Genomic DNA, 11,275 nt, shown 5'->3' on the forward strand with positions numbered 1-11,275 from the left:
GACAACCCGGCAAAGCGCCGGAGTCCAGACGCTTGCACTGAAATGTTGATCCTCGTGGTCCGAGGATGGAGATGGAAATGACACAGGTTCTGAAATGTATCTCGCCGATCGACGGATCGGTGTTCGCCGAACGCCCCGCGCTGAGCGGCGAAGCCGCGCGCGCCGCAGTTGCCCGCGCCAGCAAGGCGCAAAAGGCCTGGGCGGCGCGGCCCTTGCAGGAGCGCGTTGATCTGGTGATGAAGGGCGTTGCCCGCATTGGAGAGATGAACGACGAGATCGTTCCCGAACTGGCCCACATGATGGGGCGGCCCGTGCGCTATGGCGGCGAATTCGGCGGCTTCAACGAGCGCGCAAGCTATATGGCCGAGATTGCCGAGCGCGCACTGGCGCCGATCAACATCGAAGACAGCGCCAAGTTCCGCCGCCTGATCAAGCGCGAACCCCATGGCCTCGTGCTGATCATCGCGCCGTGGAACTACCCCTACATGACGGCGATCAACGGCGTCGCGCCCGCGCTGATCGCGGGCAATACCGTGCTGCTGAAACACGCCACCCAGACCCTGCTGGTGGGCGAACGCATGGCGCGCGCCTTCCACGAGGCCGGTGTGCCCGAGGACGTTTTCCAGAACGTGTTCCTGGATCACGACACCACCTCTGGGTTGATCGCCGAAAAATCCTTTGGCTTCGTGAACTTCACCGGCTCGGTCGGGGCGGGGCAGGCGATTGAACGCGCCGCTGCGGGCACCTTTACCGGCGTCGGGCTGGAGTTGGGCGGCAAGGACCCGGGCTATGTGATGGAAGACGCGGACGTGCAGGCGGCCGCCGACACGCTGATCGACGGGGCGATGTTCAACTCGGGCCAGTGCTGCTGTGGGATCGAACGGATCTATGTGCATGAAAGCCTGTTCGACGATTTCCTTGGCCGCGCGCTGGAGATCGTGAACGGCTATACCCTTGGCAACCCGCTGGACCAAACCACGACCATGGGCCCGATGGCGCATGTGCGCTTTGCCGAACTGGTGCGGTCGCAGACCGCCGAGGCCGTCGCCGCAGGCGCCAAGGCCCATGTCGCGCCCTTTGCGGGCGACGACGGCGGCGCCTATCTGGGCCCGCAGATCCTCACCAACGTCGATCACACCATGCGCGTGATGCGCGAGGAAAGTTTCGGCCCTGTGGTCGGCATCATGCCGGTCAAATCCGACGAAGAGGCGCTGGCCTTGATGAACGACAGCGATTTCGGGCTGACCGCCTCGCTCTGGACACAGGACGTGGAGCGCGCCGAACGTCTGGGCGGCGCCATCGACACCGGCACCGTGTTCCTGAACCGCGCCGATTACCTTGACCCGGCGCTGTGCTGGACCGGCTGCAAATCCACCGGCAAGGGCGGATCGCTGTCGGAAATCGGCTATCACAACCTGACCCGCCCCAAATCCTACCATCTGAAAAAGGTGACACAATGAAACTGACCGGCAACTGGTCCTATCCCACGGCGATCAAATTCGGCGCCGGGCGCATCGCCGAACTGGCCGAGGCCTGCACCGCCTGCGGCATCACCAATCCGCTGCTTGTCACCGACAAGGGGCTGGCGGGCCTGCCGATCACGGCGCAGGCGCTTGATATCCTTGACGCCGCCGGCCTGGGCCGCGCGATGTTTTCGGACGTTGACCCGAACCCGAACGAGCTGAACCTGGCCGCCGGGCTGAAGGTGTACCGCGAAGGCGGGCACGACGGGGTGATCGCCTTTGGCGGTGGCTCGGGTCTGGACCTGGGCAAGATGGTTGCCTTCATGTCGGGCCAGTCGCGCCCGGTGTGGGACTTCGAAGATGTGGGCGATTGGTGGACGCGGGCCGACCCCGATGGCATCGCGCCGATCATCGCGGTGCCCACCACTGCCGGCACGGGCAGCGAAGTGGGGCGCGCCAGCGTCATCACCAATTCCGAAACCCATGTGAAGAAGATCATCTTCCACCCCAAGGTGCTGCCCTCGGTGGTGATTTCCGACCCGGAGCTGACCGTGGGCATGCCCAAGGCAATCACCGCGGGCACCGGCATGGATGCCTTTGCCCATTGTCTCGAGGCCTATTGCTCGCCGCATTATCACCCGATGAGCCAGGGCATCGCGCTGGAAGGGATGCGGCTGGTGAACGAATACCTGCCGCGTGCCTATGACGATGGTACCGACCTCGAGGCGCGCGCCCACATGATGAGCGCGGCAGCCATGGGCGCGGTGGCGTTCCAGAAGGGGCTGGGCGCGATCCATGCCCTGAGTCACCCGATCGGAGCGGTCTACAACACCCACCACGGCACCACGAACGCGGTGGTGATGGGCGCGGTTCTGGCCTTCAACCGCCCCGAGATCGAGGACCGTCTGGATGCGGCGGCGGCCTACCTGGGGATCCCGGGCGGCTATGCCGGGTTCTGCGACCATGTGGCGAACCTGTGCGCGCGGCTGAACATTCCCGAAGGGCTGCGCGCGCTTGGCGTGGGCGATGACCGGCTGGAAGAGTTGACCGAGATGGCGCTGCAAGACCCCAGTACCGGCGGCAACCCGGTTGAAATGACGCGCGAAAACACGCTGGCCCTGTTCCGCGCCGCGCTGTGACGTAACGATGATACCGGGCCGGGCATCGCGCCGCGGCCCGGTATCCCACGGCACCGTTGCCTTTCCTGTCCCGCCTCTGGCACAGTCGCCGGGGATGGATTGGAAAGGATACCGATGTTCACCGTTCACCACCTGAACAATTCGCGCTCGCAGCGCATCCTGTGGCTGCTTGAAGAACTCGAGCTGCCCTATGACCTGCGGAGGTATGAACGCGACGCGGTCACCAACCTTGCGCCGTCCGAGCTGGCCTCGGTGCATCCGCTGGGCAAATCGCCGGTGCTGGAACATGAAGGTCGCCGGATCGTCGAAAGCGGCGCGATTGTCGAATACCTCTGCGCGCGGCACGGGCGGCACATGCTGCCCCGCGTCGGCAGCGACGAGGCGATCACCCACCTTGAGCTGATGCATTTTGCCGAAGGGTCCGCGATGACGCCGATCCTGCTGGCTCTATACACACGCCGACTGGGAGAAGCCGCCGCGCCCCTGGGACCGCGCATCGAACAGCAGCTCAGCAGCCATTTCGCCTATATGGAACAGATGCTGCGCCCCTCGGGGCATTTCGTGCTGGATGACATTTCCGCCGTGGACGTGATGATGAGCTTTCCGGCCGAGATTGCCATCGCGCAGGGGCGGGGCAAGGTCTATCCTGGGCTCTCGGCATTTGTCGAGATGATCCACGCCCGCCCGGCCTGGCTGCGCGCGCTGGATCGCGGTGGCGCCTACAGTTTTGCCTGAATGCGGGCGGTGTTGCGTTCGCGCCCGGCGATGAACAGGCTGGCGCCAAAGATCACTCCGGCCCCGATCAGCGTGTAGCGGTCGGGGATTTCGCCGAACAGCCAGGCGCCCAGAAGTGCCGTCCAGATCAGTTTCAGAAAGTCGAACGGCAAAACGGCCGAGGCATCTGCTTCGCGGAAGGACTGGCTGATCGCCAGCTGCGCGATGGACCCGATGATGCCGATGAACACCAGTCCGCCCCATGCCGGCAGAGTGGGCCATTGCCAGACCCAGATCGCCGGACCGGCGGAAAAGACCGCAAGGAAGATGCTGGCCCAGGCCACGATTGTCAGGCTGCTTTCCGTGCGTGACAGCAGCTTGATGACAATCATCGCCAAGGCCCAGAGGGCGGCCGAAACCACCGCCAGAATGGCGCCCGTTTCGATCACCGCGAACCCGGGGCGCAGCACGATCAGCATGCCACCAAACCCCGCAAAGATCGCCGCGAACCGGTGAATCCGAAAGGTTTCGCCCAGAAGTACGACGCCAAGCGCTGCGGCAAAGATCGGGGCGGTAAAGCTGAGCGCGGTAACCTTGGCAAGCGGTGTCATGGCGATGGCAGAAAAGAACATCAGCATCGCCACGGCGTTGATCGCGCCGCGCAGGGCATGCATGGGGAACCGCTTGGTGCGCAGCTGCGCGAAACGCGCCGAAACCAGCATGGGCAGAAGGAAACAGAAACCGAAGACATTGCGCAGAAAGGCGATTTGCAGCGCTGGCAGCTCGGCCGACACCATCCGCACCACCGCGTGCATGGTGGCGAAGGCAACCGTCGAGGCGATCATCAAGAGCGCGCCGCGCATTGCCGGTGTCTGCTGGTCCCAGGCACCCCGGGCCGCGGTCATGTTCACATAGGCCATCTGTCTGTCGGCCTCCTTACGGGCCGTCTGTCACCGGTTTGCTTAACGTGGCAAGCATTCCTTGACCAGAGGTGTTTATATCGGAACGGAATTTCGTTCTGCGGAAAAACTGGCTGGCGCGGTCTTGTCTTTCCACCGGCTTTCCCTAAGGTTCGGCCGGAAATCTCACGACGGACGACACCGCAATGATCGATATTCGCCCCCCTCAGCCAGAGGCCCCGCCAACAGCCACAGTGGTTGACATGATCCGTGCCAGTGCCAGCAAAGATCCCGGGAAAGAGGCGGTGATTTGCGGCGATATCCGCCTGACATGGGCGCAGTTCGACGCGCGGGTGAACCGCGTGGCGCAGGCGCTGATTGCCACGGGTGTGCAAAAGGGCGACCGGGTGGCGATCCTGTCGCCGAATTCCATCGCCATGGCCGAGCTGTTCATCGGCATCATGCGGGCGGGCGGTGTGGTCACGCCGCTGTCGACAATGGCCTCGTCCGAGGCGCTGGAGAAGATGCTGGCGGATTGCGGTGCCAAGGCGCTGTTTCTGGCCGACCAATACCGCGCCCTGGTGGATCGCTTCATCGATGCGGCGCCGCTGAACCGGGTGGCGCTGGATTTCACCGCGCCGGGGTTTGACGATTATGAAACGCTGCTGGCCGCCGCGGATGACAGCGATCCGATGGTCCCGATCGCCATGTCGGATCCGGTGAACCTGATCTACTCCTCGGGCACCACCGGCACGCCCAAAGGCATCCTGCACAACCACTGGATGCGCGCGGCCCAGATGGACCGGGTCCACGCCAACGGCTATGACGACAACGCGCGCACGCTGCTGTCGACACCGCTTTATTCCAACACCACCATCGTGTCGTTCCTGCCGACGCTGGTGGGCGGTTCGACCGTTGTCCTGATGCCGAAATTCGAGGCCCGCCAATACCTTGCGCTGGTTCAGGCGGAACGGATCACCCACACGATGCTGGTGCCGGTGCAGTACAAGCGCATCATGGATGTGCCCGATTTCGACAGCTTCGATCTGTCGACGATGAAGGTGAAATTCTCGACGTCGGCGCCGCTGCGGGCCGATGTGAAAGCTGACGTTCTGGCGCGGTTTCCCGGCAAGCTGGTGGAATATTACGGGCTGACGGAAGGGGGCGGAGTCACGGTTCTGGTCGCCGACGAACACCCAGAAAAGCTGCATACCGTGGGCTTGCCTGCACCGGGCTGCGACATTCGCCTGATCGGCCCGGACGGGGCTGAAGTGGCGTCGGGGCAGGTTGGGGAAATCTGCGGCCGCTCACCTACGATGATGGCCGGGTATTTCGGCCGTGACGATCTGACGGAAGAGTACATCTGGACAGACGACGCGGGCAAAGTTTACTTCCGTTCGGGCGATATGGGCAGTTTCGATGCCGACGGGTTTCTTGTGCTGTCGGATCGCAAGAAAGACATGATTATCTCCGGCGGGCTCAACATCTTTGCCAACGATCTTGAATTGATCCTGCTGGCCGATCCGGATGTGACGGATGCGGCGGTGATCGGCGTGCCGTCCGAAGCTTGGGGCGAAACGCCGTTGGGTCTGGTTGTGCTGAGGCCCGGTGCGACGGCCTCGGCCGAAGATATTTGCGCCCGTGCCAATGCGCGCCTTGGCAAGAGCCATCGGCTGTCCAAGGTCGAACTGCGGGACGTGTTGCCGCGCAGCTCCATCGGGAAAATCCTGAAGAAGGAACTACGCGCCCCTTATTGGGAGAGCGCGTCGGCATGATTGCTGACAGGCCTATCGGGGTTCTGGGTGGCGGGCTGATCGGGCAAAGTTGGGCCAGCCTGTTTGCCGCGCAGGGCGCGCGCGTGATCGTTGTGGACCCGGCACCGGGGGCCGATGCCGCGATGGCCGCCTTCGTGCAGGCGGCCTGGCCTGATCTGTGCACGCTGGGCCTGGCGCAAGGCGAGGCGCCGGTGATCGCGGTAAGGGATGACATCGACGCCTTGCAAGGTGTTCACTTCGTTCAGGAAAATCTGCCCGACCGACTCGACATCAAGCACTGCGAAATCGCGCGGCTGGAGGGGGTGATCGGGGCAGACACCATCATCGCGTCGTCGTCGTCGTCGCTGATGCCCAGTGAGATTCAGGAGGGCGCCACCCATCCCGGCCGCATTCTTGTGGCCCATCCGATGAACCCGCCGCATCTGGTACCGATGGTCGAACTTGTCGCCGGGCGGCAGACCGCGCCGGAAACGGTGGACAGGGCCGAAGCCGTCTATCGCGCGATGAAGCGCGTCACCATTCGCGCCCGGAAAGAGGTGCGCGGCCATATCGCCAACCGCCTGACCAGCGCGCTGTATCGCGAGGCGGTGCATATGGTGGCCGAGGGGATCGCCGACGTGGCCGATATCGACCATGCCATCGCCTATGGTCCGGGGATGCGCTGGGCGCTGATGGGGCCGCATCTGACCTATCATATGGGCGGGGGTGCGGGTGGCTATCGCCACTACCTGACCCATCTTGGCCCCACGCAGGAAACCCGCTGGGCCGAGCTGGGCCAAAGCGCGCTGACGCCGGAACTGATTGACCAACTGGTCGCAGGCGTCGAGCACGAACTGGCCGAGATGGACCCAGACACACTGACCCGCCGCCGCGATGCCGCGCTGGTGGCGCTGAACCGATTGAAGACAGACCATCGGCTGTAGCGTTGTGCGCAGCCGCCAGAAAGGAAAGACGATGAACGGAGCCGAAAGCCTTGTCCGCAGCCTGATTGCCAGCGGGGTCGACACCTGTTTCACCAACCCCGGCACGTCGGAGATGCATTTCGTTGCGGCGCTGGACCATGTGCCGGGCATGCGCTCGGTGCTGGCGCTGTTCGAAGGCGTGGCAACCGGGGCCGCCGATGGCTATTGGCGCATGTCGGGCAAACCGGCCTGCACGCTGCTGCACCTTGGGCCAGGGCTCGCCAATGGCATCGCCAACCTGCACAACGCGAAAAAGGCGGGCTCGGGCGTGGTGAACATTGTCGGCGAACATGCCGAAACCCACCGCGCGCTGGATGCGCCCTTGATGTCCGACATCGAAGGGCTGGCGCGGCCTGTGTCGCATTGGGTACATACCTCGGTCAGCGCAGCGGACGTGGGGCGCGACGGGGCGGCGGCGGTGACGGCCGCGCGGCAGGCGCCGGGGCAGGTGGCGACGCTGATCCTGCCGTCCGATACCGCCTGGACAGACGGCGGCCCGGTGACCGAGGCCGAGGCGCCCGATGCGCGCACTTCGATTGACGCGGCGACCATGGAACAGGCTGCCCGCGCGCTGTCGGGGCCGGACAGCCTGCTGCTGCTGGGCGGCGCCGCTTTGGAGGCAGATACGCTTGAGATGGCCGGCAAGATCTCGGCGCAAACGGGCTGTGCGCTGCTGTCGGAATGGGCCAATGCGCGGCAGGAACGCGGGGCGGGCCGGGTGGCCGTGAACCGCGTGCCATATCCGATTGATGCGGCGCTGGACGTGCTGAGCAAATTCAAGCGGATCGTGCTGGTTGGCGCGCGTGCGCCCATCGGGTTCTTCGCCTATCCGGGCAAGCCCGCCCATCTGACCGCGCCGGGCACCGAGATCATCGCGCTGGCTGATGCCGGTGGCGACTTGGTCGCCGCGCTGGACGGTCTGATGCAGGAAACCGGCGCGGCCGGGGTCACGCCCGCCCATGTATCGGACCGCGCTCAGGTCACCGTGCCCTCTGGCCCGACGGAACCCCGATCCATCGCCAGCGCCATTGCCGCCACGCTGCCCGAAAACGCCATCGTCGTGGACGAGGCGATCACCACGGGCCGCGCGTTCTTCCCGGCGACCCATGGCGCCGCACCGCACAGCTGGCTAAACAACTGTGGCGGGTCCATCGGCTATGGCCTGCCGGTCGCCATCGGGGCCGCTGTGGCCCAGCCGGATCGCAAGGTGCTGGCGATGATCGGCGACGGCTCGGCCATGTATACGGTGCAATCGCTGTGGACCATGGCGCGTGAGGGGCTGGACGTGACGGTGCTGATATTTGCCAACAAGACCTATCAGATCCTGCGGGGCGAGCTGACCAACGTGGGTGTCGGCAACCCGGGGCCGCGCGCCATTGACATGCTCTCGCTGGATCGCCCGGCGCTGAACTGGGTCGACATGGCACGGGGAATGGGGGTCGAGGCCGAGCGCGTGGACGAAGCCACCGATCTGGCCCGCGCGATCAAGGCCGGCCTGTCCAGCGGCGGGCCCTACCTGATCGAAGTCACCTGTTAAGGCTGTCGCGCCCGGGGGCAGCTCCGGGCGCGCATCGGTTCAGAACCGGAAATAGCCGCCGTCGATCTGCAACAGCTGCCCGGTGTGATAAGCCGAGGCATCGCTGAGCAGATACACCGCGATCCCCCCGAAATCCGCCGGCTCGCCCCAGCGGCGCACGGGGATACGCTTGCCTGCCGCCTCGGCGAACTTGGCGTTGTCGCGCGCGTCCTCGGTCATGTCGGTGGCGATCCAGCCCGGCAAGATCGCATTCGCCGTGATGCCGTAGCGGGCAAATTCCACCGCCAGCGCATAAGTCATCGCGTTCAGCGCGCCCTTCGAGGCGGCGTAATGTTCCGCCCGCGCCGCGCCCGAGACCGAGGCCAGCGAAGACACGCAGGCCAGCCGTCCGCCCGGGTCGCCCGCATTGGCACGATCGACCATGTGGCGCAGCGCCGCCTGATAAGTGTGGTACACGCCGTCAAGGTTCACCGACATCACCCGCCGCCATTCATCGGGCGTGATCTCGAGGAACGACCGCGCCCCGCGCCCCGAGACGCCCGCATTGGCGAAACAGCCGTCGATCCGCCCGAAATCCTCCAGAGTGGCGGCCATCTGCGCGTCGACCTCGGCGCGGTCGGCCACGTTGCAGCTATAGGCCTTCACGCGCGTGCCATGGCCGCCCAGCTGCTCGGCTGCTGCTGCGTTCTTGTCGGGATTGGTGCCCCAGATCGCGATGTCGGCCCCGGCGGCCGCCATCGCGTTGGCCATGCCAAGCCCGATGCCGCCGTTGCCGCCGGTGACCAGCGCGACCTTGCCGGTCAGGTCGAATTGAGGTTTTGTCATGTGTGTGTCCTCTCCCTTGTCTTGCTCTGCGGTTCGGCGATGCGCCCCATCGCCTCGGCTGCAATCTCGAACGAGCGCAGCCGTGCAGCGTGGTCGTGAATTTGCCCGTTGAAAATGATCTCGTCCGGCGCGTATCGGTCGATCAACTCGGTGATCCCGCGATGAACGCTGTCAACGGGCCCCGATACAGACACCGACAGCGCCTGATCGACCATCCGCAGCATCGCCGGGTCGACATGGTCGGCGATATTGTCGACAGGCCGGGGCAGGGGGCCGGGCTGGCCACTGCGCAACCGCGCGAAGCCCAGTTGCATCGAGGATTTAAGATAGCGCCCCGTGGCCTCGTCCTCGGCGCCAAAAACGTTAACGGCCAGCATGAAATAGGGCGCGTCCAGCACCGCCGAGGGTTTGAAATGCTGGCGATAGACCTGCACCGCACTGTCCAGCGCGGCGGGCGCGAAATGCGAGGCAAAGGCATAAGGCAGCCCCAGTTGCGCCGCAAGTTCCGCGCCATACAGGCTGGAGCCAAGGATATACACAGGAACCCGCGTGCCCGCGCCCGGGAAGGCGCGCACCGGCTGATCGGGCGCGGGATCGCCCAGGAACCCCATCAGTTCCACCACATCGCGGGGGAAATCGTCCTGCTGGCTCATGTTGCGGCGCAAGGCCCATGCGGTACGCCCGTCGGTGCCGGGCGCGCGCCCGAGGCCCAGATCGACCCGGTCGGGGTACATCGTGGCAAGCGTGCCGAATTGCTCGGCGATCACCAGCGGGGCGTGGTTGGGCAGCATGATGCCGCCCGCGCCCACGCGGATGCGGTCGGTATGGGCCAGCACCTGCCCGATCACGACCGATGTCGCGGCGCTCGCAATGCCGGGCATGTTGTGATGTTCAGCCAGCCAATAGCGCGTGAACCCCAGCGCTTCGGCATGGCGGGCCAGCGCGACGGTATTGGACAGCGATGTCGCTGCGCTCCCGCCTTCACTGACCGGAGAAAGATCGAGTACGGAAAATCGCGGCATGAGCTGGCTCCTGTCTGAGGGTCGCAACCTATCAGCCTTTTCCCGGCAGACCAGAGCGTTTCGCGGCGCGACCGACGGTGTTCGGCACCGACTGCGCGGGCATTGAAAATTTTCATCGATTTTCTCCGATTTCGGGCTTGCCCCTGCCGGGCGACTGCTGCGTCAAAGCCACGACACAAGGCCATGCAAAACAACGGCTTGATCCGAAAATTGCAGGCCCTTTCCTGAAAAGGACGTGGATTCGGCACCTCGAAAATGCCGTGTCCGATTTCATCGAAAGTTAATGTCTGACCGTCAGTTTGCCGCTCTGAAACACTTGATCAGCAGCATCGGACATCTTGTCATGAAACAGCTTCTTCTCTCCTCGATCGCGGTCTGCTTGGCCAGCACTGCTATGGCTGCGGAACCGCAGGATTCCATGATCGCCTACGTGAATGACAATGTGCGACAGTTCTTCATGACGGGGCCGGTTCAATCCGCTGTCCGGTTTTCCGGGGCGAAACATGCAGATTTGGGCGACTCTGATATCGCCGCGCTGGATCAGCGCTGGCGACTGGAAATCGGACAGGCGGACCAACCGACCGTATCGGAAGTCGCCGAAAACGAACTGTCGCACAGCCTGCAGTCGATGGTGGAAGACAGCGGTGGGATCATCACGGAAATCATCGTGATGGACAACCGTGGCATGAATGTCGCCGTCAGTTCCGTTACCTCGGATTTCTGGCAAGGGGACGAAGCCAAGTTTCAGCAAACCTATCTTGTCGGCCCGGACGCCGTGCATGTGTCTGACGTCGATTTGGACGAGTCCAGCCAGACCTATCAGGCGCAGGTGTCTTTTGTCATCGTCGACAAGATGTCCGGCAGCCCAATCGGGGCCGTCACCGTCGGCGTCAACGCGGAAGCGTTCTGACAGCCTCGCAGCGCCTCCCAGTGTTCAAG

General features: G+C 64.4%; 10 protein-coding genes. 7 read left to right on the top strand and 3 right to left on the bottom strand.

Going from position 1 to position 11,275, the window contains the following annotated elements:
* The first annotated feature begins 77 nt into the window (after window positions 1–77).
* The 3 genes from FGK64_RS09010 to FGK64_RS09020 all read left to right on the top strand — a co-directional run bounded on the left by FGK64_RS09010 (window position 78) and on the right by FGK64_RS09020 (window position 3,337).
* Window positions 78–1,460 (top strand): aldehyde dehydrogenase family protein, encoded by a 1,383-nt coding sequence (locus FGK64_RS09010; RefSeq protein WP_138863481.1) that lies wholly within the window; start codon window positions 78–80, stop codon window positions 1,458–1,460.
* Entirely contained in the window at window positions 1,457–2,602 is a 1,146-nt protein-coding gene (locus FGK64_RS09015; protein ID WP_138863482.1) for an iron-containing alcohol dehydrogenase, read from the top strand. The genes FGK64_RS09010 and FGK64_RS09015 overlap by 4 nt, the downstream gene beginning before the upstream one ends.
* Before the next feature lie 114 nt (window positions 2,603–2,716).
* Window positions 2,717–3,337: a glutathione S-transferase family protein gene (locus tag FGK64_RS09020; RefSeq protein ID WP_138863483.1), complete on the top strand. Its 621-nt coding sequence runs from the start codon at window positions 2,717–2,719 to the stop codon at window positions 3,335–3,337.
* On the opposite strand, the gene FGK64_RS09025 is transcribed toward FGK64_RS09020, so the two are convergent.
* Window positions 3,322–4,236, bottom strand: a complete 915-nt coding sequence (locus FGK64_RS09025) for a DMT family transporter (RefSeq protein ID WP_210236556.1) — start codon at window positions 4,234–4,236, stop codon at window positions 3,322–3,324. The genes FGK64_RS09020 and FGK64_RS09025 overlap by 16 nt on opposite strands.
* 185 nt (window positions 4,237–4,421) lie before the next feature.
* On the opposite strand from FGK64_RS09025, the gene FGK64_RS09030 reads away from it, so the two are divergent.
* Genes FGK64_RS09030 through FGK64_RS09040 form a run of 3 tightly spaced genes read left to right on the top strand, consistent with a single transcriptional unit; the run spans window position 4,422 to window position 8,489 of the window.
* Entirely contained in the window at window positions 4,422–5,990 is a 1,569-nt protein-coding gene (locus FGK64_RS09030; RefSeq protein ID WP_138863484.1) for a class I adenylate-forming enzyme family protein, read from the top strand.
* Window positions 5,987–6,913, top strand: coding sequence for a 3-hydroxyacyl-CoA dehydrogenase NAD-binding domain-containing protein (locus FGK64_RS09035; RefSeq protein WP_138863485.1), 927 nt, complete (start codon window positions 5,987–5,989; stop codon window positions 6,911–6,913). The genes FGK64_RS09030 and FGK64_RS09035 overlap by 4 nt, the downstream gene beginning before the upstream one ends.
* Before the next feature lie 31 nt (window positions 6,914–6,944).
* Window positions 6,945–8,489 (top strand): acetolactate synthase large subunit, encoded by a 1,545-nt coding sequence (locus FGK64_RS09040; protein WP_138863486.1) that lies wholly within the window; start codon window positions 6,945–6,947, stop codon window positions 8,487–8,489.
* A 39-nt stretch (window positions 8,490–8,528) separates the two neighbouring features.
* On the opposite strand, the gene FGK64_RS09045 is transcribed toward FGK64_RS09040, so the two are convergent.
* Both FGK64_RS09045 and FGK64_RS09050 read right to left on the bottom strand, forming a co-directional pair.
* Window positions 8,529–9,314, bottom strand: coding sequence for an SDR family NAD(P)-dependent oxidoreductase (locus FGK64_RS09045; protein WP_138863487.1), 786 nt, complete (start codon window positions 9,312–9,314; stop codon window positions 8,529–8,531).
* The gene (locus tag FGK64_RS09050; RefSeq protein WP_138863488.1) at window positions 9,311–10,336 is read right to left on the bottom strand and encodes an LLM class flavin-dependent oxidoreductase; all 1,026 of its coding nucleotides are present in this window, start codon (window positions 10,334–10,336) and stop codon (window positions 9,311–9,313) included. Before FGK64_RS09050 ends, FGK64_RS09045 begins: the two co-directional genes overlap by 4 nt.
* A 343-nt stretch (window positions 10,337–10,679) precedes the next feature.
* Between FGK64_RS09050 and FGK64_RS09060 the strand changes: the two genes are divergently transcribed.
* Complete coding sequence (locus FGK64_RS09060; protein ID WP_138863490.1) at window positions 10,680–11,246, top strand: hypothetical protein; 567 nt, start codon at window positions 10,680–10,682, stop codon at window positions 11,244–11,246.
* The last annotated feature ends 29 nt before the right edge of the window (window positions 11,247–11,275 follow it).

Origin of the sequence: Arenibacterium halophilum, assembly GCF_005938225.1 — a bacterium.
GTDB lineage: Bacteria > Pseudomonadota > Alphaproteobacteria > Rhodobacterales > Rhodobacteraceae > Arenibacterium > Arenibacterium halophilum.

Bases quoted from the DNA above. Each gene is read 5' to 3' on its own strand.
- FGK64_RS09025 (WP_210236556.1), bottom strand. From the start codon at position 4,236: ATGGCCTATGTGAACATGACCGCGGCCCGGGGTGCCTGGGACCAGCAG.
- FGK64_RS09045 (WP_138863487.1), bottom strand. From the start codon at position 9,314: ATGACAAAACCTCAATTCGACCTGACCGGCAAGGTCGCGCTGGTCACC.
- FGK64_RS09010 (WP_138863481.1), top strand. From the start codon at position 78: ATGACACAGGTTCTGAAATGTATCTCGCCGATCGACGGATCGGTGTTC.
- FGK64_RS09015 (WP_138863482.1), top strand. From the start codon at position 1,457: ATGAAACTGACCGGCAACTGGTCCTATCCCACGGCGATCAAATTCGGC.
- FGK64_RS09060 (WP_138863490.1), top strand. From the start codon at position 10,680: ATGAAACAGCTTCTTCTCTCCTCGATCGCGGTCTGCTTGGCCAGCACT.
- FGK64_RS09050 (WP_138863488.1), bottom strand. From the start codon at position 10,336: ATGCCGCGATTTTCCGTACTCGATCTTTCTCCGGTCAGTGAAGGCGGG.
- FGK64_RS09040 (WP_138863486.1), top strand. From the start codon at position 6,945: ATGAACGGAGCCGAAAGCCTTGTCCGCAGCCTGATTGCCAGCGGGGTC.
- FGK64_RS09030 (WP_138863484.1), top strand. From the start codon at position 4,422: ATGATCGATATTCGCCCCCCTCAGCCAGAGGCCCCGCCAACAGCCACA.
- FGK64_RS09020 (WP_138863483.1), top strand. From the start codon at position 2,717: ATGTTCACCGTTCACCACCTGAACAATTCGCGCTCGCAGCGCATCCTG.
- FGK64_RS09035 (WP_138863485.1), top strand. From the start codon at position 5,987: ATGATTGCTGACAGGCCTATCGGGGTTCTGGGTGGCGGGCTGATCGGG.